Source organism: Xanthobacter cornucopiae, from assembly GCF_043195065.2.
In the GTDB taxonomy this organism is placed as follows: Bacteria; Pseudomonadota; Alphaproteobacteria; order Rhizobiales; family Xanthobacteraceae; genus Xanthobacter.
The window spans coordinates 1,600,244-1,623,726 of sequence record NZ_CM195531.1 but is presented as its reverse complement, the minus strand read 5'-3'; the positions used below and the strand labels follow the sequence as shown (position 1 = coordinate 1,623,726).

Below are 23,483 nucleotides of genomic sequence, written 5' to 3'. Positions count from 1 at the left end.
TCCGCCGCCGGGCGGTTCCCGTCGGTTCGCCGGCGGACGTGGATCGGGCGCGGCGTTCGCGGCGCCCCCCGGCCGGGGGGCGTCGGCCTCCACCATCTCGCGCGAAGCGCGTGGCCGGCTTGCGTGGAGAAGATCGGTCAAGTCAATATCCAGGGCATGTAATCCGGGGCATGTGCGGTGAGCCGACGCGAACGGAAAACGCCCGTGGTTGGCCGCCGCTCTCCGGCCTTGTCCGCCGGCGCGCCCGTGTCGTCGGGGGACGGGGGGCCCGTGGCCCCGGTCGCGATGCGCGGGGCGGTGCGCGGTGTCACAGCGGCGCGAAGGGCCGGGCGCCGGACGTGGGCGGTGTGTCTGGTGATTCTGGCGCTGCCGGCCGTCGGCGCGGGGCTTCCCGCGGGAGCGGCGTTCGCCGAGCAGGCGGCCTGCGCGCCGGCGTCTTCGCGCTCCATCGGCGGGGCGAGCGCGCAGGTTTGCACGCTGGCCGGCCCTGGCGGCGCCCAGCGGGTGTTTCTCATCGCCCCCGCGCGGCCCCGCGCGGCGCTGGTGATGTTCGTGGGCGGCACCGGGCAACTCGGGCTGTCGGCGGACGGGCGTTTTCGGCACGGTGCAAATGTTCTGGTGCGCACCCGCGCGGACTGGGTCGCCCGCGGCTTCGCCGTGGTCATCCCGGACGCGCCGGGGCCCGGCAGCCAGCGCGGGCGGCGCAGCGGCGCGGAATTCGCCGGGGCCGGGGCGGCGGTGCTCGCCCTGGCGCGGGAACGGTTCGCCGTTCCGCTGGTCGTGGTCGGCACCAGCCAGGGGAGCATCGCCGCCGCCAAGGTGGCGTCGGTTGCCCCCGCCGGTGAGATTGCCGGGCTCGTTCTGATGGAATCGGTGTCGCGCGGCGATAACCTGGAAACCGTGTTCGACACGCAGCCGGAGGCCGTGCGGGCGCCGGTCCTGGTGGTGGCCAATGCCACCGACGCCTGCCCTATCACGCCGCCGGGGGATGCCGGGCGGATCGCCGCCGCCTTTGTGAAGGCCCCTTCCGTCCATGTGCTGCGGGTCTCGGGCGGGACGGCGGGCCTTGGACCCTGCACCTCATTGTCGGCGCACGGCTATCGCGGCATCGAGGCGGGCGTCGTGGCGCGCATCGCGGCGTGGCTCGACGCGCGCCTGCCGCCGGCGCGCGACGAGGAGCAGAACCCGACGACCTGCCCGGGCGCGAGCTTTGACGCGGACCGGCACGGCGGGGCGTGCGGAGGCAGCGAGTAACCTCAAGCGCCCGGTCCCGGGCGCTGTGTCTCTGCGCATGATGCGCGGGGGGCGTGGGACCGGCGCCGGTGGCGGCGGGCGGCCTCGGCTACGCCTCGGCGGCGGTGGCCAGCGTCCCGCGCCGCATGCCCAGCGCGCGCCACGTGCCCCGGCCGGCATCCTTGGCGAGGTACAGCGCGGCGTCGGCCTCGGCCACCAGGGCCGCCAGATCCACGTCCGGCGTGGTGGCCACGGCGATGCCGATGGAGAAGGACGCGGGCAGGATCAGGCCTTCGGTTTCCACCGGCCGCGAGAGATGAGCGTGCAGGCGCTCCGCCAATATCGTGAATTCTTCCGGTGTCTTGCCCATGGCGACCACGGCGAATTCGTCGCCGCCGAAGCGGGCCGGCACGTCGCCGGCCCGCAGTGCCGATTGCAGCCGCCGCGCGGTGGTGGTGAGCAGGAGATCGCCGGAAACGTGGCCGTGCATGTCGTTGACGCGTTTGAAGTGGTCCACGTCGATCAGCAGCACCGCGAAGGGCGCCTGATCCCGGGTGAGGATGCGGCGCGCGTGTTCCAGCGCGCGCTCGAACGTGCTGCGGTTGGCGAGGCCGGTCAGCGGGTCGTGGCTGGCGGCGTGCTCCAGCGCCGCTTCCAGGTGCTTTTTCTGCGACACGTCGGTGATGGTGCCGACGGCGCGCACCGGATGGCCGTCAGGGGCGCGCTCCACCACCTTGCCGCGCGAGAGCAGCCAGACATAGCCTCCATTGCGGTGGCGCCCGCGCAGCTCGGCTTGAAAGAGCGGGTGCCGGCCCTGGGCGTGATCGCCGAAGGCCTCACGCACCCGCGCCAGGTCCTCCGGGTGGATGAGCTCCTGAAAGCGCGTCAGGATGTCCTGGTCGGTGGCTGGAGTGTAGCCGAGCATGCGATAGGCGCGGGTGCTGAAGAAGATGGCGCCGGACGGAAGGTGCCAGTCCCAGATGCCGTCGTTGGCGCCTTCCAGGGCGTAGGCGAGGCGCCGCTGGTCCTCCTCCAGCGCCCGTTGCTGGCGCTCGCGCTGTGCCATGATGGCGGCGATGATGAGCGCGGGGCAGGCGGCCAGCACCAGCCGCCCCTGCATCTTCAGCACCTCCATGGACACCATCGGGGCCGGCCACTCCCATATATTGAAGAAGGCAAGGCCGAGCACCGCCGCCGCGAACAGCGCGGCGGCGAGGGCGGTGAGGAAGGGACCGAACCGGAACGCGATCCACAGCAGGACGCAGGAGCCGAGGCCGAGCAGCAGCGGTTCCCGCGCCACAGCCGCCAGCACCACCGAGCCGACCAGCGTACCGGCCGCCACGTGAGCCTCGCCGATGACGTGCCGCCGGCGGCCGGGGGCGGCGGCCGATCCGCGCCGGGCCGTATCCTCGCGCCGGCCCGGCCACAGCAGAAACAGCGGCAGGAGCAGGATGATCGCCGCCATGTCGGGTAGCCACCAGCGCAACGCCACCAGCCAGAAGGAGCCGCCGGAGGGCAGGACGGTGCTTCCGGCGCCCAGCAGCGCGCCGGGGATGCCGGCCCCCAGCGCCACCGCCACCAGCCCGGCCACATGGCGCACGGCGAACGGCCCGCCCGGGCGCAGCCCGGCCCAGCGGCAGCCGGTGACGGCGAGGTGGAAGGTGAGCCCGTTGGCGATGCCGCAGGCCACCGAATAGGCGGTCGAGTCGCCGAGCATGAGGTGGGCGGCGAGGCTGGCGGCGACCACGCCCGCCGTGCTCCAGGCGAGGCCCCTCTCGACCGCGAGCAGATAGGTTCCCGCCGCCAGGGCGTTGGCCGGCCAGATGGCCGAATCCAGATTCACCGCGCGGAGCGTGGAAAGCAGAGTGAGCAGCGTGCAGAAGTAGAAGAGCGTGAAAAGGCCAATACGCACCAGGGAGCCGAGGGTGGATATTTCCGCCCCTCGGTTGGTGAGATTGTCCTCCGCTGCCGCGGCCGCGCCGCCGGGCGAAGGGGAAAGAGGCTGGTCTGGACGCATCGCAGCCCCGTGTTTTGCCCCGATGACCTGGATCCGGTACCCCGCCCCGCCGATCGCAGCGTGCGACGGGAACCGCGGATGCGCCAGATCAGAATGGGGCAATCCGTGATTTATGTTTGAGTTTCGGTATAATATTACACTCGTCCGCTTGCGCGGGCCAGATTGCTCTTCTTCTCACGCCGCGTGCCGGAAGCAAAGAGCCCCGGCGCGCGGCGTGGGTGCCTCTCCGGCTGGTCACGGGAACAGGCGGGTGCGGGTCCAGGCGGTATCCGCGCCGGGGCGACGGAACACGACGCGGTCGTGAAGGCGGAACGGCCGATCGTGCCAGAATTCCATCTGCACCGGGACCACGCGGAAGCCGGTCCAGTGGGGCGGGCGCGGCACCGTGCCCAGGGCGTAGCGCGCCGTTGCTGCGGCCACCGCCGCCTCGAGCGCGAACCGTCCCTCAAGCGGCCGCGACTGGCGGCTGGCCCAGGCGCCGATCTGCGACAGGCGGGGCCGGCTGGCGAAATACTCATCCGCCTCGGCCTCGCTCACGCGCTCCACCGGGCCGCGCACGCGCACTTGCCGGCGCAGGGATTTCCAGTGGAACACCAGGGCCGCCTTGGGGGTGGCGGCCAGTTCCTGGCCCTTGGCGCTTTCGGTGTTGGTGAAGAAGACGAATCCCTGCGCGTCCACGCCCTTCAGCAGCACCATGCGGGCGTCGGGCAGGCCGTCGCCGTCCACGGTGGCCAGGGTCATGGCGTTGGGATCGTTCGGCTCGCTCGCCCCGGCATCCGCAAACCATTCGCTGAACAGGCGAAAAGGCTCGTCGGCCTCGGTGAAATCACCACTTGTTAAGACGTTCTGGGCTTCCATGGTGTCCTTCGTCGTCATGTGGAGCCCCCCCGTGCCCTGCCTTGTCCCGGTTGTCCCGCCCCCTGGCGGGACGCTCCGTTATAGGAGGCTCGCGTTGTTGCGCGAAGTCCTTCGCGCGGGATTGGGCGGCGCCCTGGTCATCGCCGCCGCTGTCTGCGCCGGCTGCAGCACCGCCCCCTTGCCCGACGACGACGTGATCACCGGCTCGATCACGCCGCGCCCGGTGGTCGCGCGCGCACCGCAAGGCGCCGCGCCGCAGGGCGTGGCCGCCTCCGACTGGAGCGCGGCGACGGTGGCCCTCGACCAGGCGCTGGCTTCGTCCGAGGCCGACATCAGCGTGCCGTGGGAGAATCGCGACACCGGGGCGCATGGCACCGCCACCCCCATCGGCCCCCGGCGCGCCGGGGGTTGCCGCGATTTCATGATCGCCGTGGTCGACGGCAAGGTCGCCGACCGCTGGATTCACGGCGAGGCCTGCCGCGGCCGGGCCGGAACCGTCCTGACGCAGGTGCGGGTTCTCGGCCGCGCCTGAATCTGGTGGTGATCGTGGCATAAGTGTTGCAATTTCTCCGGGGCGGACCCACATCGTGGACGCGGCCGGCCGCTTGAGCGCCGGCCGGCGAGGTGAGATTTCATGCGTGATCCATACGACATCCTCGGCGTTTCAAGGACCGCCGACGAAGCCGAGATCAAGCGCGCCTATCGGCGGCTGGCGAAAAAGCTGCACCCCGACGCCAACGTGAACGACCCGAAGGCCCAGGACAAGTTCGCGGAGCTGAACACGGCTCACGAGATCCTGTCGGACAAGGACAAGCGCGGCCAGTTCGACCGGGGTGAGATCGACGCCGAGGGCAAGCCGCGCGCGCCGGAATTCTCCGGCTTCGGCGGCGGCCGGCGCCCCGGTCCCGACGGCTTTTCCGGTTTCGACGGCGACACCATTTTCGAGAGCTTCTCCTTCGGTCCCGAGGGGATGCGGCGCTCGGCGCGGCGTGGCGGGCCCGGCGCCGGAACGGGCCCCAAGGGGGGTGGCAATTTCGACGACATCGGGGATCTGTTCGGGTTTGGCCGCCAGCGCCGTGGCGCCGCCGGCGGCTCCGCTCCGCCGGCAGGTGCAGACATGGACATTTCCCTTGCCGTGACCTTCGAGGAGGCGACCCACGGCGCCAGCAAGCGCGTGGGCCTGCCCAACGGCAAGCAGATCGACATCAAGATCGCGGCGGGAACGCGCGAGGGGCATCGCCTGCGCCTGAAGGGGCAGGGCGAGGCGAGCCCGGCGGGCGGTGCGCCGGGCGATGCCTATGTCACCATCTCCTATGCGCCGCACCCGGTGTTCGAGCGGGATGGCGACGACCTGCGCCAGAATGTCGATGTGGCGCTGGCGGACGCCGTGCTCGGCTCCAAGGTCCGGGTTCCGACCCTGTCGGGAACGGTGGAACTGAACATCCCCGCCTGGACCTCGGGCGGTCGGACCTTCCGCCTGCGCGGCAAGGGGCTGCCCAACACCACCGGCGGCCACGGCGACCTGATGGTGCGGGTGAACCTGCTGCTGCCCAAGGCGCGGGACCCGGAGCTGGAAGCGGTGATGCAGAAGCTGCGCTCGACGGCGCAGTGATCCGGGGCCTCAAGGAGGCGGGATTCGCCATGTGCGGGCGGCGCGCGGCCGGTTTTACGGCAGTGCCGCTGTCGCATTTTCTTCATGCGGCCCGGTTTCCCCGGCATGGCGAAATGCACTACAGTCCGCGCCCTGATCGGACCGGTACGGGTGCGCCCCATGTTTCTAGAGCTGCAAAATCTGTATTTCGAAGACCTCACCGTGGGTCGCACGGAACGCATGTCGAAGACGGTCTCGTCTTCGGACATCGTCGGCTTCGCCGAGCTGACCGGCGACCGCAACCCGATTCACCTGTCCCAGCACTTCGCGGCCAAGACACCGTTTGGGGGCCGCATCGCCCATGGTCTCTACACCGCGAGCCTGATCTCGGCGGTGCTCGGCACCCGCCTGCCGGGGCCCGGCGCGGTCTATATCTCCCAGACCCTCAACTTCCGTGCCCCGGTGCGCATCGACGACACGGTCGATGTGGAGGTGCGGGTGGTGGAGCTCATTCCCGAGCGGTCCCGCGCCCGCCTGTCGTGCATCTGCTCGGTGAAGGGCGAGGTGGTGCTGGACGGCGAGGCCTGGGTCAAGGTGCCGGCCTCCGGCGCGCAGAAGATCGCATCGGCCTGATCGGCCGGTCCTCTCCGCTCGCATGGCGGCGTCGGTGGCGGGGGCCGCCGGTGCCCGGCTGGGACAGGGGCACGCATGTTCGAATCGGCGAAGGCGGAGCACAGGCTGGAAAAGGCGGCGTTCAAGGCGCTGGAGCCCGGCTTGCGCGAGGATCTCCTGAACGCGCAGGCCCAGCTCATCGACCAGCGACGCCGCAGCCTGCTGGTGTTGATCCACGGGCCGGACGGCGCCGGCAAGGGTGCTGTCCTCAACCGGCTGTACGGCTGGCTCGACGTCCGCAAGCTGGACACCCTTACCTACGAGTCGCCCTGCCGCGACGATGCCGACCACCCGCCCATGTGGAAATACTGGCGCGGACTGCCGCCGTTCGGCGAAATCGGCATGATGCTGGGCTCGTGGTATCACAAGCCGGTCTGCCAGCGGGCGTTGGGGGCGCTGGGGCGGACCGGTTTCGCCAGCGCCATGGAGGAGATCCGCCGGTTCGAGGCCATGCTCAACGCCGAGGGCGTGAGCCTGCTCAAGATCTGGCTTTATCTCGATGGCGAGGAGGCCCACCGCCGCCTCAAGGCGTTGCGCAAGGGCGCCTACCAGCGGCCGGTGGTGCGTGAATGGGCGGAGCTGGAAGGCGAGCACGCCCGGGAGCGCCTCGCCGCCGCCGCCGAGGACGTGGCGCGCCTGACCTCCACCGACTTCGCCCCGTGGCAGGTGGTGCCGGCGGGCGACGACGCCTACCGCGATGCGACCGTCGGCAGCGTGCTGCTGGATAAGCTGCGGGCAATGACGGCGGATGGCGGCAACGGCGCCTCCCGCCCTCGTCCCACCCCCAGCCCCACGCGGGTGCCCAAGTCCCTGCCCACCTTCTCCATCCTCTCCACGCTGGATCTGACCCGGACGCTGGACAAGGACGATTACGAAGGCCAGATCGCCCGGGAGCAAAGCCGCATCACGCGCGCCACCGTGGCGCCGCGATTTGAGGGGCGCGCCCTGGTGCTGGCGTTCGAGGGCTCCGACGCGGCGGGCAAGAGCTCCACCATCATGCGGCTGCGCCAGGCGCTGGACCCGCGGCGATTCCGCGTCTACCCCATCGCCGCGCCCACCGACGAGGCGCTTGCCCGGCCGTATCTGTGGCGGTTCTGGCGGCATGTGCCGGCGCGCGGACGCATCGCCATCTTCGATCGCTCCTGGTACGGGCGGGTGCTGGTGGAGCGGGTGGAAGGCCTCGTCACCCCTGAGCAGTGGGGCCGGGCTTATGGCGAGATCAACGATTTCGAAGCGCAGCTGGCGGACAGTGGTGCGGTGGTGGTGAAATTCTGGCTGGCGATCAGCCAGGAGGAGCAGATGCGCCGTTTCGCGGAGCGCGAGAGCATTCCCTACAAGCGCTTCAAGCTGACCCCTGAAGATTGGCGCAACCGCGAGAAATGGCCGCTCTATGAGGCGGCGATCACCGAGATGGTGGACCGCACCTCCACCCGCGTGGCGCCCTGGACCCTGGTGGAGGCCGAGGACAAGCGCTTTGCCCGCGTGAAGGTCCTGCGCACGGTGGCGGACCGGCTTGAGGCGGCGCTGGCGGAGTGAGGTGGTCCCCGCGACGCGGACAGGACCCTAAGCTTGGTTCGGCCTGAGGGAGGGACGAGCCCGATGACCGGGAAGAGGACGCGGCATTCTGCGGATTTGTCTGTTTCGCGTTCACTTCGTCCCAAGGCGAAGGTCGCCCTCGAGGCGCTTCGTGGGAGCAGACGGTGGCGCAGCTGGCTGCGAAGCATGGCGTCCATCAGCCCCTGATCCACGCCTGGAAGACGCAGGCGGTCGAGGGCATGGCCACGGTGTTCTCGGGCAAGGCGGAAGCCGCCGAGGTCGCCCGCGAGGGTGAGATCGACCAGCTCCATGCCAAGATCTGGCAACTGGTGGTGGAACGGGATTCTTTGCGTCGGACCTCCGGGCGCTGAGCGTGGGGGCGAGACGCGAGATGATCGAACCGGATCACCCACACCTGCCGATCACCCGCCACTGCGCCCTGGTCGGCATCATCCGGTCGGCGTTCTACGGCGGCCCGCGGACTGGAAGCCCCGAGACCCTTGCCGTCATGCGGGCGATCGACGGCCAGTTCCTGGAAACGCCGTGGTCCGGCTCGCGGCAGATGGTCCGTCATCTGCGCCCGCAGGGACATGCGGCCGGGCGCAAGCGCGTGCGGCGCCTCATGGCCCGTATGGGGTTATACCAAAGGCCCATGAGCGTGACTCATGGGCCTCTGGTCAAGCCCGCGCGGCGCTTGAGCGGACCCACTTGGCACCGGTCGAAGACCGGGGCCGATGGTATTAGCCGCCATCTGCCAGCGGCCGAAGACCACGGTGCGGCCCCCCGCACCGCGTCTTCCCCTATCTCCTGCGGACCCTGGCGATCGACAGGCCAGACCAGGTCTGGTGCGCTGACATCACCTCCATCCCGATGCGGCGCGGGTTCCTGCACCTGATCGCCATCATGGACTGGAACAGGCGCAGGGTTCTGTCCATGGGATTGCGCACGCAATCCGTTCTGGATTGCTGCGGCGCCTCTCCAACACCATGGAGGTGGACTTCTGCATCGAGCCGCTGGAAGAGGTCCTGTCCCGGTTCGGGCGGCCCGGCATCCTCAATACCGACCAGGGCAGCCGGTTCACCAGCCCGCGCTTCACAAAGATGCTGCTGGAGGCCGGCGTGCGGATCTCCCTGGATGGCCGCGCCCGGTGGATGGACAACGTGTTCATCGAGCGCCTCTGGCGGTCGCTGAAATACGAGTGCATCGACCTCAATGCATTTGCAACCGGTTCCCAGGCCAGGGCCGGGATCGGCAGGTGGATCACCTGCTACAATCGCACGAGGCCCCCTCAGCCCTCGGCGGCAGAACGCCGGAGGAGGTCCATACGGCCTGTGACGGCATCAACATGGCGGCCTGACGCACACCGGAACCAAGCCTAGAAAAGCCGCCAATCTGTCCGCCAAATGGGGACCATCTCACCCTCGGCTGGCAGACCCCCTCCGGCTTTGCCGCCACCTTCCACCGGCGACGGGAGCTGACGCCGCGCCAAGCCAAAAGCTCAGCACCAGATTCCCTCGCTCTCTCGGCCGAAAAGGCCAAACCCAACCGCCAGAACGAACTCAAAGCTAGATAAAACTTGGGGCAACGTCAGCGGCGCCATGGCAGCCTTCCTGGGTGCCCCCGCGCGTGCTGGTGGTTCCTCACAGCCGCGGATGTTTGCTGTGCCAAGCCTGGCGGGCGCGGTTCAACCTGCTGGCGGGTCGTTCTCGCCGGCATTGAGCTGGGCCTTTTCGGCGCGGCGGGCGGCGGCCTCGGCATTGTGGCGTTCTTTGCGTGCTTCCCGGCCCGCGCGGCCCTCCACCAGGGCGGTGACGGCGCCGTGCAGGGTCGCCAGATCCTGCCGGGTCAGGCCGAGGCGATGGAAGATGTTGCGGATATTGCGTGTGGTGGACGGGCGCTTTTCCGGCGAGCGGAAGAAACCGGAGGCCTCCAGCGCGCCCTCCAGGTGATCGAAGAAGGCAAACAGGTCGCCCTTGTCGGCGAGGGGCGACTTGTCGGGCGCCGCGAAGGGCAGCACCCCGGCGCTCGCGGCCTTGGACCATTCGTATCCGACCACCGCGACGCAGGTGCCGAGATTGAGCGAGGCGAAGGCCGGGTTGACCGGCAGGGTAAGGATGGCGTCGCACAGCGACACTTCCTCCGTGTAAAGGCCAGTGCGCTCGCGACCGAACACCAGCGCCACGTCCTCGCCGGCGGCCAGATGCTCGCCCGCCTGCCGGGCGGCGTCGTCGGCGCCCAGCACCGCCTTGGCCATGCCGCGCTCGCGCGCGGTGGCGGCGAAGGCGTATTTGACGTCGGCCAGGGCCGACCGCAGATCGGGAAAGAGCGCCGCTCCCTCGAGGATGCGATCGGCGCCGGCGCTGAAGATGCGCGCCTTGTCGTTGGGCCAGCCCTCGCGGGGGTTCACCAGCCGCAGGCGCGAAAGGCCGAAATTGCCCATGGCCCGCGCGGCGGAGCCGATATTTTCCCCGAGCTGGGGCTCCACCAGAATCACCACCGGCCCGCCGGCGATCCAGGGCTTTGTGCTGTCCGTTCCGGAACCTGGCATCATCTTGTCTCCGCCGGCTGTCTCGCATGCCCCGCCGGGCGCGTCGAGCCTTGTACACATTCTCATGCAATTCATGCCAAAGGCGGTGGCGATGGCGCTTCCGCTTGGGCCCGCGCCGGTGCTATAGCGGCGCGCTGGGAGGATTGCCGAGGGGCAGGCAGGCCCAAAACCGCGCGAGCGACACGCGAGACGAGGACCGCGAGCCCGGAACCCTAAGGCGACTTCTGAACGAATTCCATCCACGCGCAGAGCACCCCCGAAAGGTCGTCCACATGGCGAAGATCAAGGTGGCTAATCCGGTCGTCGAACTCGACGGCGACGAGATGACCCGGATCATCTGGCAGTACATCAAAGACAAGCTGATCCACCCCTATCTCGACATCGACCTCGAATATTACGACCTGTCCGTCGAGAACCGCGATGCCACCAACGACCAGGTGACCATCGACGCGGCGAACGCCATCAAGAAGCATGGCGTGGGCGTGAAGTGCGCCACCATCACCCCGGACGAGGCGCGGGTGAAGGAGTTCAACCTGAAAGAAATGTGGAAGTCGCCCAACGGCACCATCCGCAACATCCTCGGCGGCGTGATCTTCCGCGAGCCCATCATCTGCCAGAACGTGCCGCGCCTCGTGCCCGGCTGGACCCAGCCCATCGTTGTGGGCCGCCATGCGTTCGGCGACCAGTACCGCGCCACCGATTTCAAGGTCCCGGGCAAGGGCACGCTCACCGTCTCCTTCGTCGGCGAGGATGGCACCAAGATCGAGAAGGAAGTCTACAAGTTCCCCGGCGCCGGCGTGGCTCTGTCCATGTACAATCTGGACGAATCCATCCGTGAATTCGCCCGCGCCTCGCTGAACTATGGCCTTCTGCGCAACTATCCTGTCTACCTCTCCACGAAGAACACCATCCTGAAGGCCTACGACGGCCGCTTCAAGGACATCTTCCAGGAGGTCTACGAGGCCGAGTTCAAGGCCGAGTTCGACAAGCGCGGCCTGACCTACGAGCACCGCCTGATCGACGACATGGTGGCCTCGGCCCTCAAGTGGTCCGGCGGCTATGTGTGGGCCTGCAAGAACTATGACGGCGACGTGCAGTCCGACATCGTGGCCCAGGGCTTCGGCTCGCTCGGCCTGATGACCTCGGTGCTGATGACCCCCGATGGCCAGACGGTGGAGGCCGAGGCGGCCCACGGCACCGTCACCCGCCATTATCGCGAGCACCAGAAGGGCAAGGAGACCTCCACCAACTCCATCGCCTCCATCTTCGCCTGGACGCGCGGCCTGTCGCATCGCGCCAAGCTCGACGGCAACGAGGCCCTGGCCCAGTTCGCCGCCACCCTCGAGAAGGTGTGCGTGGACACGGTGGAAGCCGGCGACATGACCAAGGACCTGGCTCTGCTGGTGGGTGCCGACCAGAAGTGGCTCTCCACCACCGGCTTCCTGGACAAGGTCTCCGACAACCTGTCGAAGGCGCTGGCGGCCTGAAGCTGCGACGACGGCGCCCGACGCCTGTGATGCGAAGCGCCGGCCCCCTGGGCCGGCGTTTTCTTTTGCAGGGTGGCGGTCATGTGGGGCCGGCGGCCGGCGGCTTCCGGCCCGCGTCGAACCAGCGCACGCTACCGTCAGGGGACCAGGACCAGCGCACGCGGGCCCTTGCTGACCGGAATGCGGGTGCGGACGGAGAAGGTGTCGAGGTCGATCACCAGCACCGCGTCGCTGAACCAGTCGACCGCATAGGCGATCGGAGCGGCGGGATCGATGCGCACCCCCTCCGGCGATCCGCCCACGCGCAACGTGCGGGGGGCGGTGGCCGGGTCGGATGCGATGAGGCTCAAGGTGCCCGATTGCTGGTTCGCCACCAGCACCCGGCCCGAATCGGGATCGCTGGCCACCCCGTAGGGCATCTTGCCGACCGGGACGCGGGTGAGGGTTCGGGTTGCCTTTCGGAGGCCGACAAGGTCGCCGCCACGGGCATTCACCAGCCACAAGGTGTGGGGATCGTCGCTGGTGTCGAAGGCATAGGGCCCGTCTCCCACGGGCAGCGCGGCACTTCGGGTGAAGGTCGCAAGGTCGATGATGCTCAAGGTGCCGGCCTCGCGGTCGGCGCTGTAGAGCTCCCGGCGGCGGCGGTCGAGCGCCAGTCCGGCCGGGGCGCGGCCCACCTTCACCACGCCGGTGATGCCAAAGGTGCCCGGGTCGAGGCGCCGCACCGCATCCGCAGACCAATCGCTCACATAAAGGGTGCCATCCCCATCCACCGCGATGCCGAACGGCTGTCCGCCGATCCGCGCCGCATCGCGCACCGCGCCGCGCGCGGTGTCGATGCGCGTCAGCCGGCCGGCGTCGGGATGGGTGACATAGGCGGTGGCGCTGTCCGGCGACACGGCGATGGCGGCGGGCCCCGGCCCCACCGCGATCTCGGCGGTGACGCGCAGCGCCGATGTATCCACCACGCTCACCACGCCACCGCCCTGGCACACCACCAGCAGGCGCGCCGCCCTTGCCGGGGCGGCGGCCGACAAGGCCAGCGACAGGATGATCAGCAGCCCGGTGAGAAGGCAGGCCCGGGCGTGGGCCGGGCGGCCGGCGCTGCGCCTCACCGGCCCGCCGCCCCGCCTTCGGCCTTGGCCTTCAGCCCTTTCAGGCCGTTCTCGAAAAAGGTGGTGGTGGCGATGACGGCGGCTTCGTCATTCAATTCGTCGGGCGGGAAGTTGCTGGTGTCGCCGCGATAGAGGCGCGCCGCCCATTCCACCTTGCTCTTGCCGCCGCCGGCATCGGAGACTGTGACGGTGGCGGTGTAGAAGCTCACCGGGAACGCCGCCACATTCTCCGTGCCCAAGCGATAGGCGATGCGTCGGCCGGCGGGGTCGATCTCATCCAGGCTGTCGGAAATCTCGCCCTTCTCCAGCACCAGCACCCGCTCGGCGCCTGGAGCGCTGCCGGTGGCGCGGGCGGATTTGACATCCGGATGCCAGCCGCCGATGGCGCCGAAATCGCCCACCAGCGCCCACACTGCGTCCGGCGGCGCGGCGATCACCACCTCGGCCTCCGCCTTCTGTGGCGTCGGTCCATGGGCCCGGGCTGGCCCTGCGCCAACGGCGAGCACGCACGCTGCGACCATGCCGTACAGGGCCAGCATTCCGGTCGAGCGTCGGGGCAGGCATCGGGAGGTGGAGGCGGTCATGGCGGAGGGTCCTCGTGGTGCGGATGGAGCGGGGTGGGGGCCGGCCGGCGCGTGGGTCCGGGTGGGGCACCGGTTTCAGGCCGGCCCGCGGGACGCTTCTGGTTGGCGCCCGGCGGGTCGGCGACGGGTCAGGAACGGGGCCGCGAACAGGCCGACGAGCAGCAGCAGGGCGAGACCCGCCGGCACCGGCGCGGTGTCGCGCGCGCCCGGCACCGGGCGGGAGCGGGCGGCATCCGCAAGGGCGCGGTTCAGGGGCGGGGCGTCGGCCAGCGGCATGTAGGCGAGCCCGGTGGCGGCGGCCAGGGCTTCCAGATGCCCGGCGCGCAGGGCGCTCAGGTGTTCCTCGCCGGTCGCCGCGTCGGCCCCCCAGGGCGCGTTGCGTGGGTGCCAGCCCTCCCGGGCCTCGGCGCCTTCCGGCGGAAGGCCATGGCGATTTTCCTGCGGCACGTCGGTGGGGCCGTAGAATCCGATCTCGCGGCCGAATCGGTCGAATTTCGGGATCGGAGCCGGCGTCGGCCCGCCGACTCCGACGATGAGCCCGCGCACCTTGCCCTTTTCTCCCGAAAAGGGCGGTAGGCCGGAGCGGGGCAGGGGCGGGGCCTCCTGGCCATCGGTGAAGAACAGAACGTCGGCGTCCAGCGGGGCGGCCAGGGCGATGGCGGAATAGAGCCCGCTGGCCACGTGGCTGTCGCCCTCCCAGGCCATGCGCCAATCGAGCGCGGCGATGGCGCCGTCGAGGGCCGAGAAGTTCGCGCAGGTGTCGATGGGCTCGAACAGCAGGAAGCTGCGCCGCTCGGTGAAGATGCCGAGTCCCAGCCGCGAGCCGCACGGCAGGTCCGCCGCCAGCTCCCGCAGCGTGGCCTTGGCGACGTCGAGCCGCGCCGCCGGGCGGCCGTCGCGGCTCATGTCGCGCACGTTCATGGAGCCGGTGACATCGATCACGGCAAGCAGATCGTAGGCGCCGTCGCGGCTGGGCAGGCGCGGGGCGAACACGGCGGCGAGCGCCAGCAGCAGCGCCGCCGCCAGCACCAGGGCGCGCGCATCGCCGGGTCGGACGGCGTTCCGCAGGCGGGCGGCCCGGCTCATGGCAGGCCCTTGGGCAGGCCGGGCAGGTCGGTCCACACGCGCTTGGGCGCCTGCGGGGGCTCGTCCTTGGGCGCGCGGTCGAGGTCGGGGAAGTCGCGCACCAGGCGCAGGGCGATGTCGAGATTGTACTTGGCGTTCCACAGGCCGGGATCGCGCCGCAGGGCACCGCGATAGGCGGCTTTCGCGAGGCGCACCTGGGGGATTGCTTGCTCGATCTGCATGCGCTCCAGATGGGAGATGGCCTGCGCGAGGCGCGCGTTGCCCAGGTCGTAGAGGCCGGCGACGGCGGTGGCCGTATCGTCCCGGCGCGCCAGCAGGTCCACCAGCGGCTGGGCCTCGTCGAGGCGGTCGCGGATCATCAGGAAGTGGGCGCGGGCCAGCACCACGCGGGGCGGCGCGTCGGTTTCCACCGGCACGTCGCGGCCGGCGCCGAGGGCGGCGATCACGGCATTCTCGCGCCAGCGCGCCATAAGTTGGAGGGTGGATGCGGCAAACCCCGCCAACGCCGTCGCCAGGAGCAGCGCCAGAGCCGCCTCCAGGAGGCGCCGCGCCCGCCAGCGGCCGTGAAGGGGCAGGGAAAGCGGCATCACGCGGCGCTCCGTTCCGGTGTGTCTGAACTTGCGCCGGCGCTCTCCGCGCGCGGCTTCGCCGGCTCGGGGGAGAGGTCGCGCTCGGCGAGCTTGGCTGCCGTCAGCAGGGCCAAGGCGAGGGCGGCGACGGCGTAGCATGCGGTGGCCAGGTCGCGCCGCGCGAGGCGCTCGTCGTAGAGCACGGGGGCGGATTCCTGGCGGTCGATCTCGGCGATGGCATCCGCCACCGCCTGGGGGCTTGCGGCCTCGAAGGCGCGGTAGGGCACGCCGAGGCTGGCCAGGAACAGGTTGAGATGACGCTCGGGCATCACCTGCGGCTTGTCCTCTCCGGGGGCGCTCGGCGGGTCGAAGATGCCGTGCGCGCCGGCGGTGCGCAGGAACAGCCAATAGAGCCGCGTCGGACGGCGAGCCAAGGCGTCGCGCAAGGCCGCCTGCACGCGCGGATCGACCAGCGCCGCGCCATCGGACACCAGCAGCACGGCGCCGGCGGTCGCGGCCGGGGTATCCTCGAACGCCTGCAGGGCCAGCACCAGCCCGCGCCCGACGTCGGTCAGCGCCAGCCCGGGCCGGTCGATGGCGGCCACCGCCGCCGCGACGGCGTCGTGGTGATCGGTCAGCGGCAGCACCGGCAGCGGCGAGGTGGAGAAGGCGGCGACGCCGATGCTGTCGCGCGGGCGGCGGGCCAGGAAGTTGGTGAGCAGGCGCTTGGCGGCCGCGGACTTGGATTCCTCGCCCTGGCCCGGCTGGCGGTTGGCGAAGGTGTTGTCCATGCTGGCGGATCGGTCCAGAAGCAGCATCAGATGGGCGCCGGGGCCGAGGCGGGTGATGGTGACGGCGCTGCGGTGCAGCCCGGCGAGCCCCAGCACCAGGGCGGCGATGGCGACGATTCCGGCCATCTTGAGGGCGACGCCGAGGCCGGCGGACAGCCGATCCGTCGGCGCCTGCACCAGCGCCGGCAGCGCCGTGCCGCGAAACGGGCCGGCGAGGACCGGCAGCACCGCCAGGATCAGGAGCGCCAGCACGACGGGATGATCGACGCCAAGGCCGAGCCCAAGCCTCATGTCGCCGCCTCCGGCATGGCAGGGTGTGGGGGCGGAGCGCGCCGCTCGGCGCGCGTCAGGCGCCGGGCGATGGCGCGGAGCCTGTCGGCGGACAGCTGCGCGCGGGCGGCGTCGAGGCCGGCGCCGAAGAAGGCGATGCGGGAGGCGGCGAACACCGCGTCGATCTCGCCCGCGAGCCCGGCGAAGCGCCGATCCTGGGCCAGGAATGCGCCCACGTCGTCGCTCAGCAGGCGGCGGCCGGCGCTGGCGTCGAAGGCGCGGTGAAGGGCGAGGAGGGCGGCGCGGTAACTGTCGCGATCCCCGGTTCCGTCGCGACGGATGGCGCGCTCGGCCTGCGCGAACGGGCGGACGGCTCGGCGGAACGGGCGCCAGCCGCGCACCAGCGCCAGGGCGAGCAAGGCAAAAAGCGCGAGCGTGGCGGCAAGGCCGGTGCGCGCGGCGAGGGGCGACAGGGGAATGGGCGCGGGCGGGATGTCCGGTTGCAGGGCCAGCGGGTTGCCGCCCCGGCTGGACACCAGTTCGCGCAGGGGCGTGGCCACGAAGGCGAAGCCGGGCACCAGCAGTTCGCGCCGTGCCGCGCCGTCCCGCACCGTCAGCGGCCAGGGCGGGATGTCGAGGGTGCGCGGCTCCAGCGCGCCGAAGAAGTTCTGGTAGGTGAGCTGCAGCCGATAGCGCGGCGCGGCGCCGTCGAGCGGCAGGGGCATGAGGTGCACGGCCACCAGGTCGAGCGTGCTCGAAACCGAATGCGGGCGCGGCAGGCTGGCGGGATCGAGGCGGGCGCCGGGGTCGAGGCGGATGTCGGCATCCAGGGTCAGCGTGTCGCCGATCACGTAGCCGAAGGCGCGGGGCGCGGTGAGGGTCACGCTGTCAGCCCGGGCGGCGGGCCCGGCCGACAACGCGATCCAGGCCGCGAGCCAAGCCGCGACGCCGGCCGCCACGCGGCGCGCCAATGCCGGTTTCCTAGCGATGCAACAGGAAGTCGAGCAGGGCATCGGGGTCGAACCGGTCGGTGAGGGAAAATGGCGCCAGCCCATGGCTGGCGAACAGGGTGTCGAGCGCCCTGCCGCGCGCCTGGGCCTGGGCCTGCCAGCGCGCGCGCAGGCCTGGACGCATGAAGACAAGCCGGCGCGCCCCGGTCTCGGCGTCGACGAGGTCGATGAGGCCGAAGCGCGGCAGCGCGCCTTCCGCCGCCGCGCTGCGCGCCACCACCGGAATCACGTCGTGCCGGTGCAGGGCGTCGAGCAGGGCACGCAGCTCTGTCTGGGGCATCAGGAAATCCGAGACGAGGACCACGATCCCCCGCGCGCGCGGGATCTGCTCCGTCGCCGCCAGCAGGCCCGTGGCGCCCCGTCCGGCGCGCGGGGCGTGGGTGAGGCGGTGCAGCACCTCGCGGGCGAGGCCCCGCCGGCGGCTCGCCGGGATGAACAGATCGGGACGCGGGGCGGCGTCGGCGGCGATCAGGCTGAAGGCATCGCCGCCGGCGATGGCGGATGCGGCGCAGGTGGCGACCAGCCGCGCCACCGCGCCGGCAAGCCCGGCGCAGCCCATGGAGCCGGACAGGTCCACCAGCGCCGTCACAGTCACCGCCCGGCGCGGCGCGAAGGTGCGCACATGGACGGCTTCGAATGGGTCGCGGATGCTGGCGCGGATGTCGATGCGGCGCGGGTCCGGCCGCGCCAGCAGCGGCGCGAGGCTGTGAAAGCGGCCATCGCCGCCATCCCCGGCGGCGGCGTGAGCGCCGGGCTTATGGCCGCGCGGGCGCCAGCCAAGGGCAAGGGGCAGCACCGGGATGGGCGGTGCCGTATCGTCGCGCGGCGGCGTGTCGGTCGCGGCGGCGTTCGGCCGGGCGGTCATGGCGCGGGCACCGTCTCGAAGGCGGCGCGGCACAGGGCGGGGGCGAGGGTGTCGCGTCGCATCTCATAGACCGGGTCGAGGAAGATGCGATGGGCCATCACCTCGGGGAACACGGCGCGCAGGTCCTCGGGCACGATCATGTCGCGGCCTTCCAGCCAGGCGCGCACGCGCGCCGCGCGCACCAGGAAGGAGAGGCCGCGCGGGCTGGCGCCGCCCTGCACCAGCCGTTCCATGCGCACGTCGGGCAGGGTGATGCCGGCCGCACCTGGCTGGCGCACCGCATCCCACAGGCCGATGGTGTAGTCGGTGATGGCCGGGCTCGCGTGCACGCCCTCCTGGATGCGGCGGGCGATGTCGCCGAGCCTGGCGTGGTCGATGAGGCCCGCGCCCATCTCCTCCAGCAGGCGGTCGGTGTCGTGAAAGCGGGGGTCGAAGATGAGGGCGCGCCGCGCCGCCCGGTCGGCGGGGGCGGCCACCTGCACTTCCATGAAGAAGCGGTCGCGGGCGGCGGCGGGCAGCTCGAAGGTTTCTTCCCGCTCGACCCGGTTGCGGTCGGCGAACACCTGGAGATGGGGAAAATGCCGCTCGGCGCCGAAGGCGGAGACCGAGCCCTCGGCCATCAGCCGCAGCAGCAGCGCATGGACCTGCGGCCGGGCGCGGTTGATCTCGTTGAAGAAGAAGATGGACAGGTCGTCCCCGCGCTTCAGCAGCGGGCCGGGGTCGATGCGCGGGCGGCCGTCCTCGCCGATGCGCGCGTCATAGACGAGGTCGGTGGGCATCAGGTCGATGGTGCCCTCGACGCGCGCATAGGCGCCGCCGATGGCGCGGGCCATGGCCCGCAGCAGCGTGGTCTTGCCCACCCCCACGTCGCCTTCCAGCAGGACATGGCCCCGGGCGAACACGGCGATGGTGAGGAGGCGGATGACCCGCTCCTGGCCCAGCACCACCTTGGCCACCTCGCGCTCGAAGGCGAGGGCCCGGTTCCGCCAGTCCGCGAGCGTGGCGTCCGAGCTGGCGATCCGTTGCATGTTCGTCCCCGTGGTTCGCCCGAAGGCGTCGAAGAAAGGCGCAGCCGGCCGGGGCGAGGAGAGCCCCCCTGAGACCCTGTTGGCGTCCCGACAGGCCGCGCCAGTTGGCCCACCATCCATCGGAGGATTGCCCGGCAGAAAAAGTTCAGGCTTCTGCCCTGCTGGTGGGATCGCGTGCTGCAGTCGTCAGTTCGTGGGGATCTTGCTCACGTCGTAGACGAACTTGCCGGTCTTCTGGAAATAGGCGACCCGCTTGGCGTTGCGCTCCTCCATCGCGGTGATGGACTGCGACTGCTTGTTCAGCTCGGTCGGATTGTGCTTGGGGTCGAATTTCGAGCCCGCCACCTTGTCCGGGAAGCCGGGCTTCGGCTCCCAGCAATTGCCTGGCGCGCGGCAGTTGGTGCCGTCATAGGCCAGCGCCCCGGCGGCGGACAGCAGCGCCGCGCCGGTGGCGAGGCCGGCGGCCAGAGTGGCGCGCGCGAACGGATGGCGAAGGGTCACCAGGGAAATCATTGCTTGAGTCCTCCCGTTTCTGAATTGAGGCTGGCCGCGGTCGAGGCGGTCGCCTTGCACACCGGCGCCTGCTCGATGGGCGGGGTGTGATCGTTGTGTTCGTCAAATGGCTTGAAGGCGGCGCGCTGGGCGGGCGTGAGCCACACCGCCTCCTTCGGGTCGTCCTTGTAGAAATGGCGGACCCAGGCCATCACCAGCAGCATCTCGTCGAGGTTGAGGGCGCCGTACATGGGCCCCATCTGCCCCTGCGCACCGCCGAAGATGGTCTCGAACAGACCCTGGTCGCTCATGTTCTTGGGGTAGGTCCAATAGGCGTCGTTGAGGCCGGGGCCAATCTTGCCTTCGCCATAGTGGCCATGGCAGCCCGAGCACATGGACAAGAACAGGTCCTTGGCCTTGGGCAGGCAACTTTCATTCTCGACGTAGATGTTCTTGCCGGTGGCGAGGAACACCTTCACCGCCTCGGTGTCGCGTCCTTCCGGCGCCGCTTCCGACAGGTCGAGGGGCTGGCCGGTGATGGTGTGGGTGAAGCTCAGCGTCGCCTGGGCGGTCAGGGCGCAGCCGAGCACCGCGATGGTGGCGACGAGGCCGCGGGTGGCGAGCTTGATCCAGCAGAAATCGCGCATGTCTCGATAACCAGGGCTGTATGTGGGGCAGAAGCCGCGGCGTGCGGGCACTCAGCTGTTGGGCTTCAGCAGGGGAATGCCGTCCTCGGTCAGGATGGCGTCGATGTCCGGCCGGGCCTTCGCCAGGGCGGCATCCACCTCCTGCAGCAAGGCGGCGTCGCCCTTGCGCACGCCGATGGACTGGTCGTAGTGCAGGGGGATGGGAGTGCCGTCGAAGCGGGCGAGGTCGGTGGTGGCCACGGTCATGCGCAGGGGCACGGTGGAGGCCTTCACATAGCGCGCCACCTCCGGCGCGAAGGCGAAGGCGACGTCGGCCTCGCCGCTGGCCACCTCGCTCACCATGCGGTCGGCGGGCACTTCCACATATTGGTTGCGGGGCGACTTGAAGTTGACGAGCCCATAGAGATAGGCCGCGTTGTCCTCATACTTGCCGAGCCGCTTCAGCAGGGTCTCGCCGGGAGAATAAAAGCGCACCACGAAGCGTCCGAGGGCCTTGATCTGCGGGTCCTGCCAGTCGCCGGTGGTCACGTTCCGGTCGGCCTTGGTCACGAACACATAGCTGGTGCGATAGTAGGGCTTGGAGCTGAGCACGCGGGCATCGCCGGTGTCGATGCCCATCACCACGTCGCACAGGTTCTTGTCCAGGCCGTCACGGACCTGGTAGATGGCGGCCTTCGGCGACCACACGAACACCGCTTCCCGGCCCATGGCCTTGGCCAGCACCGTGGCGATGCGATTCTCGAACCCGGTCGCCTGGCCGGACGCGGCGTCCTTCTGGGAAAACGGCGCCTCCACCTCCGAGGCGCAGATGCGCAGGGGCGGGGCGGATTTGGCCGGAGCAGGCGCGGTCTGCGCGCCGGCGCTGCCGGCGGCGGCGAGCGTGGTTCCGAGCACAAGGGCGCGGAGCGCGTGGCCGGCGGGGGGGGCGATACGGGGCATGGGCGCCTCCTCAAAGGGGTCGGACAGGCGTTCGGGCGCGGTGCGCGTGGCGAACGCAACGGGTTGGATCACGGTCGCAGGGGGGAGCGCCGGCCGCCGCCGAGGTCAAGCGGCGGCCGGCGACGGGACGATCAGCCGCCGGAGGCGTATTCGCCCACGTTCGGGTCGTCGTAGGGACCCTTGCCGTCGAGCGAGAACACCATCACGCCGCCGCCCATCTGGGTGTAGTGCTGGAGTTGCTTGAAGGCGCCCACCGAGCCGAGGCCGGCGGTGGGGTCGTTGAGATCGAACACCAGGCCCACGCCCGGCCAGCCGCCGACGCCGTAATAGATGGCGACGTACTGCACGCCCTTGTGGGTGTAGGTCATGGGATGGCCGATGACACCGGACGGCAGCTTGAACTTCCAGAGCAGCTTGCCGGTGTCGCTGTCGCGGGCCTTGATGAAGCCATCCAGGGTTCCGTAGAACATCACGCCGCCGGCGGTGGCGAGCGTGCCGCCCCAGGCCGCGAAACGCTCCATCACTTCCCATTTGAACTTGTTGTTGATGGCATCATAGGCCTTCACCTGGCCCAGGCCCTCATATTTCTGCCGGTCACCCTTGGGGCCGGGATACATGTTCAGCGTCGCGCCGACGAAGAACTGGCCCGCCCGGTAGGGCAGCATGAAGGGCTCCCAATCCATGCAGATGTGGTTGATGCCCATGAAGAAGGACTGCCGCTCCGGGTCATAGCTGTCGTGGCCCTGGTTGTGGTAGCCCATGGCCGACGGACAGATGTCCCGCGCCAGATGGTCCATGCGGGTGCCGAATTCCGGGTCCCGCTGCGGCAGGCCGGTCTTGAGGTCCACCTGCTTCACCCAGTTGACGGTGTCGTCGATCTTGTCGGCGGAAACCAGGGTGCCGTCGGTGCGGTCGAGGCTGTAGACGATGCCGTTGCGGTCCGGATGCGTCAGAAGCTTGCGCATCTTGCCGGTCTTGTCCTTCTGGTCGGACAGCATCATCACGTTGACGCCGGCATAGTCCCACTCGTCGTGGGGCGTCTTCTGGTAGCCGAACTTGGCCTCGCCGGTGTCGATGTCGCGGCCCCAGATGGTCATGGTCCACTTGTTGTCGCCGGGGCGCATGGTCTCGTTCCACGGCGCCGGGTTGCCGGAGCCGTAGTAGACCATGTTGGTGGAGGGATCGAAGGCATACCAGCCCCAGTTGGTGCCGCCGCCGATCTTCCAGGCGTCGCCCTCCCAGGTCTGGGTGCCGAGGCCCTTCTGGCCATAGTGCGGATTGGCCTTGTTGAAATCGTCGGCAAGCATCACCTGCTCGTCGGGCCCGGTGGCGTAGGCGCGCCATTTCTGGGCGCCGGTCTTCACGTCATAGGCGGTGACGTAGCCGCGCACGCCCAGTTCCGCGCCCCGAGGAGCCCACCAGCACCGTATCCTTCACCACATAGGGGGCGATGGTGAGGGTGGAGCCGACCTTGATGTCGGAATTCTCCAGCTTCCAGTATTCCTCGCCGGTGTCAGCCTTGAGCGCCACCACGTTGCCGTCGAGCTGGGTCTTGATGATGAGCGGGCCGGTCTTGCCGTCGCCGGGCCAGTAGGCGAGACCCCGGTTGACCACGTCGCAGCAGGCGACGGCGCGGGCGGTGGGGTTCTGCTTGGGCTTGTGCTGCCACAGGATGTGGCCGGGATCGTCCAGGCCCAGGGCGAAGGTGGTGTTGGGGAAGGGCGAGTGCACGTACATCACCCCGTCCACCACCAGCGGCGTGCCCTCGTGGCCGCTGAGGACGCCGGTGGAGAAGGACCAGGCCGGCCGCAACTCCTTCACGTTGTCCTTGTTGATCTGCTTTTGCGGGCTGAAGTTGTTGGCATTGTAGTTCTTGCCGGTCATGGGCCAGTTCTCGTCGCTCTTGGCGAGCTCGACGAGCTTGTCGTTGGCCTTCGCGGCGGTGGCGGCAATGCCCGTGGCGGCGAGCGCGAGCGTGACGGCGACAAGGGATGCGGACGACAACAGTCTGTTCATATGGCGTTTCCTTGGGTTTCCTCGGTCGGCTTATTGTTATGGCTCTGCGGCCGGACGGCGCCGGTTGGTGGTCGCCGTCACGTGCGATCGTGGCGCGATCGCCACCTGCCGGCCTCCGGCGCGTTCGAT

Annotated in this window: 20 protein-coding genes and 2 pseudogenes; 7 read left to right on the top strand and 15 right to left on the bottom strand. The window is 70.1% G+C overall.

The window, feature by feature from the left end:
- Nucleotides 1-228 precede the first annotated feature (228 nt).
- Nucleotides 229-1,254 carry an alpha/beta fold hydrolase gene (locus V5F53_RS07290; protein ID WP_509212984.1) on the top strand — a complete coding sequence of 342 codons (1,026 nt, stop codon included), beginning with the start codon at nucleotides 229-231 and terminating at the stop codon, nucleotides 1,252-1,254.
- Nucleotides 1,255-1,342: 88 nt separating this feature from the next.
- Here the strand turns inward: V5F53_RS07290 and V5F53_RS07285 are convergent, their stop codons facing one another.
- Nucleotides 1,343-3,145, bottom strand: coding sequence for a diguanylate cyclase (locus tag V5F53_RS07285; protein ID WP_393996623.1), 1,803 nt, complete (start codon nucleotides 3,143-3,145; stop codon nucleotides 1,343-1,345).
- 339 nt (nucleotides 3,146-3,484) lie between these two features.
- Nucleotides 3,485-4,126, bottom strand: coding sequence for a pyridoxamine 5'-phosphate oxidase (gene pdxH, locus V5F53_RS07280; RefSeq protein WP_393996624.1), 642 nt, complete (start codon nucleotides 4,124-4,126; stop codon nucleotides 3,485-3,487).
- A gap of 79 nt (nucleotides 4,127-4,205) precedes the next feature.
- Between pdxH and V5F53_RS07275 the strand changes: the two genes are divergently transcribed.
- The 5 genes and pseudogenes from V5F53_RS07275 to V5F53_RS07255 form a co-directional block, all read left to right on the top strand.
- Nucleotides 4,206-4,640, top strand: a complete 435-nt coding sequence (locus V5F53_RS07275) for an RT0821/Lpp0805 family surface protein (protein ID WP_393996625.1) — start codon at nucleotides 4,206-4,208, stop codon at nucleotides 4,638-4,640.
- A 102-nt stretch (nucleotides 4,641-4,742) separates the two neighbouring features.
- Entirely contained in the window at nucleotides 4,743-5,720 is a 978-nt protein-coding gene (locus V5F53_RS07270) for a DnaJ C-terminal domain-containing protein (RefSeq protein ID WP_393996626.1), read from the top strand.
- 159 nt (nucleotides 5,721-5,879) lie between these two features.
- Complete coding sequence (locus V5F53_RS07265; protein ID WP_393996627.1) at nucleotides 5,880-6,332, top strand: MaoC family dehydratase; 453 nt, start codon at nucleotides 5,880-5,882, stop codon at nucleotides 6,330-6,332.
- A 75-nt stretch (nucleotides 6,333-6,407) separates the two neighbouring features.
- Nucleotides 6,408-7,907, top strand: coding sequence for a polyphosphate:AMP phosphotransferase (gene pap, locus V5F53_RS07260; protein ID WP_393996628.1), 1,500 nt, complete (start codon nucleotides 6,408-6,410; stop codon nucleotides 7,905-7,907).
- Nucleotides 7,908-7,970: 63 nt separating this feature from the next.
- Nucleotides 7,971-9,231: pseudogene (locus V5F53_RS07255) on the top strand (IS3 family transposase); the annotation flags it as partial.
- Nucleotides 9,232-9,591: 360 nt separating this feature from the next.
- Here the strand turns inward: V5F53_RS07255 and V5F53_RS07250 are convergent.
- Nucleotides 9,592-10,458 carry an RNA methyltransferase gene (locus tag V5F53_RS07250; protein ID WP_393996629.1) on the bottom strand — a complete coding sequence of 289 codons (867 nt, stop codon included), beginning with the start codon at nucleotides 10,456-10,458 and terminating at the stop codon, nucleotides 9,592-9,594.
- Between the two features lie 269 nt (nucleotides 10,459-10,727).
- Here V5F53_RS07250 and V5F53_RS07245 point away from each other — a divergent pair, with 269 nt between their 5' ends.
- Complete coding sequence (locus V5F53_RS07245; protein WP_393996630.1) at nucleotides 10,728-11,942, top strand: NADP-dependent isocitrate dehydrogenase; 1,215 nt, start codon at nucleotides 10,728-10,730, stop codon at nucleotides 11,940-11,942.
- Nucleotides 11,943-12,079: 137 nt separating this feature from the next.
- Here V5F53_RS07245 and V5F53_RS07240 read toward each other — a convergent pair whose 3' ends face one another.
- From V5F53_RS07240 to V5F53_RS07185, 12 genes and pseudogenes are all read right to left on the bottom strand, one after another.
- On the bottom strand, nucleotides 12,080-13,057 hold the full coding sequence (locus V5F53_RS07240; RefSeq protein ID WP_393996631.1) for a YVTN family beta-propeller repeat protein: 978 nt from the start codon (nucleotides 13,055-13,057) through the stop codon (nucleotides 12,080-12,082).
- The gene (locus V5F53_RS07235) at nucleotides 13,054-13,641 is read right to left on the bottom strand and encodes an SRPBCC family protein (RefSeq protein WP_393996632.1); all 588 of its coding nucleotides are present in this window, start codon (nucleotides 13,639-13,641) and stop codon (nucleotides 13,054-13,056) included. The genes V5F53_RS07240 and V5F53_RS07235 overlap by 4 nt, the downstream gene beginning before the upstream one ends.
- A gap of 75 nt (nucleotides 13,642-13,716) precedes the next feature.
- Nucleotides 13,717-14,727: a vWA domain-containing protein gene (locus V5F53_RS07230; protein ID WP_393996633.1), complete on the bottom strand. Its 1,011-nt coding sequence runs from the start codon at nucleotides 14,725-14,727 to the stop codon at nucleotides 13,717-13,719.
- Nucleotides 14,724-15,314: a hypothetical protein gene (locus V5F53_RS07225; protein WP_393996809.1), complete on the bottom strand. Its 591-nt coding sequence runs from the start codon at nucleotides 15,312-15,314 to the stop codon at nucleotides 14,724-14,726. The genes V5F53_RS07230 and V5F53_RS07225 overlap by 4 nt, the downstream gene beginning before the upstream one ends.
- A complete protein-coding gene (locus V5F53_RS07220) occupies nucleotides 15,314-16,378 on the bottom strand; it encodes a vWA domain-containing protein (protein ID WP_393996634.1) in 1,065 nt (354 codons plus the stop codon). The genes V5F53_RS07225 and V5F53_RS07220 overlap by 1 nt, the downstream gene beginning before the upstream one ends.
- On the bottom strand, nucleotides 16,375-17,328 hold the full coding sequence (locus tag V5F53_RS07215) for a nonribosomal peptide synthetase MxaA (RefSeq protein WP_393996635.1): 954 nt from the start codon (nucleotides 17,326-17,328) through the stop codon (nucleotides 16,375-16,377). Before V5F53_RS07215 ends, V5F53_RS07220 begins: the two co-directional genes overlap by 4 nt.
- Before the next feature lie 10 nt (nucleotides 17,329-17,338).
- On the bottom strand, nucleotides 17,339-18,232 hold the full coding sequence (locus tag V5F53_RS07210) for a DUF58 domain-containing protein (protein ID WP_393996636.1): 894 nt from the start codon (nucleotides 18,230-18,232) through the stop codon (nucleotides 17,339-17,341).
- The gene (locus V5F53_RS07205; RefSeq protein ID WP_393996637.1) at nucleotides 18,229-19,260 is read right to left on the bottom strand and encodes an AAA family ATPase; all 1,032 of its coding nucleotides are present in this window, start codon (nucleotides 19,258-19,260) and stop codon (nucleotides 18,229-18,231) included. Before V5F53_RS07205 ends, V5F53_RS07210 begins: the two co-directional genes overlap by 4 nt.
- Nucleotides 19,261-19,446: 186 nt before the next feature.
- A complete protein-coding gene (locus V5F53_RS07200; RefSeq protein ID WP_393996638.1) occupies nucleotides 19,447-19,773 on the bottom strand; it encodes a methanol dehydrogenase [cytochrome c] subunit in 327 nt (108 codons plus the stop codon).
- Complete coding sequence (gene moxG / locus V5F53_RS07195) at nucleotides 19,770-20,399, bottom strand: cytochrome c(L), periplasmic (RefSeq protein WP_393996639.1); 630 nt, start codon at nucleotides 20,397-20,399, stop codon at nucleotides 19,770-19,772. The genes V5F53_RS07200 and moxG overlap by 4 nt, the downstream gene beginning before the upstream one ends.
- Nucleotides 20,400-20,450: 51 nt before the next feature.
- Nucleotides 20,451-21,338 (bottom strand): methanol oxidation system protein MoxJ, encoded by an 888-nt coding sequence (moxJ, locus tag V5F53_RS07190; RefSeq protein WP_393996640.1) that lies wholly within the window; start codon nucleotides 21,336-21,338, stop codon nucleotides 20,451-20,453.
- A 131-nt stretch (nucleotides 21,339-21,469) separates the two neighbouring features.
- A pseudogene (locus V5F53_RS07185) lies at nucleotides 21,470-23,354 on the bottom strand (methanol/ethanol family PQQ-dependent dehydrogenase).
- Nucleotides 23,355-23,483 lie beyond the last annotated feature (129 nt).

Bases quoted from the DNA above. Each gene is read 5' to 3' on its own strand.
- V5F53_RS07200 (WP_393996638.1), bottom strand. From the start codon at position 19,773: ATGATTTCCCTGGTGACCCTTCGCCATCCGTTCGCGCGCGCCACTCTG.
- pap (WP_393996628.1), top strand. From the start codon at position 6,408: ATGTTCGAATCGGCGAAGGCGGAGCACAGGCTGGAAAAGGCGGCGTTC.
- V5F53_RS07225 (WP_393996809.1), bottom strand. From the start codon at position 15,314: ATGCCGCTTTCCCTGCCCCTTCACGGCCGCTGGCGGGCGCGGCGCCTC.
- V5F53_RS07265 (WP_393996627.1), top strand. From the start codon at position 5,880: ATGTTTCTAGAGCTGCAAAATCTGTATTTCGAAGACCTCACCGTGGGT.
- V5F53_RS07250 (WP_393996629.1), bottom strand. From the start codon at position 10,458: ATGATGCCAGGTTCCGGAACGGACAGCACAAAGCCCTGGATCGCCGGC.
- V5F53_RS07205 (WP_393996637.1), bottom strand. From the start codon at position 19,260: ATGCAACGGATCGCCAGCTCGGACGCCACGCTCGCGGACTGGCGGAAC.
- pdxH (WP_393996624.1), bottom strand. From the start codon at position 4,126: ATGACGACGAAGGACACCATGGAAGCCCAGAACGTCTTAACAAGTGGT.
- moxG (WP_393996639.1), bottom strand. From the start codon at position 20,399: ATGCGCGATTTCTGCTGGATCAAGCTCGCCACCCGCGGCCTCGTCGCC.
- moxJ (WP_393996640.1), bottom strand. From the start codon at position 21,338: ATGCCCCGTATCGCCCCCCCCGCCGGCCACGCGCTCCGCGCCCTTGTG.
- V5F53_RS07210 (WP_393996636.1), bottom strand. From the start codon at position 18,232: ATGACCGCCCGGCCGAACGCCGCCGCGACCGACACGCCGCCGCGCGAC.
- V5F53_RS07270 (WP_393996626.1), top strand. From the start codon at position 4,743: ATGCGTGATCCATACGACATCCTCGGCGTTTCAAGGACCGCCGACGAA.
- V5F53_RS07235 (WP_393996632.1), bottom strand. From the start codon at position 13,641: ATGACCGCCTCCACCTCCCGATGCCTGCCCCGACGCTCGACCGGAATG.
- V5F53_RS07245 (WP_393996630.1), top strand. From the start codon at position 10,728: ATGGCGAAGATCAAGGTGGCTAATCCGGTCGTCGAACTCGACGGCGAC.
- V5F53_RS07220 (WP_393996634.1), bottom strand. From the start codon at position 16,378: ATGAGGCTTGGGCTCGGCCTTGGCGTCGATCATCCCGTCGTGCTGGCG.
- V5F53_RS07230 (WP_393996633.1), bottom strand. From the start codon at position 14,727: ATGAGCCGGGCCGCCCGCCTGCGGAACGCCGTCCGACCCGGCGATGCG.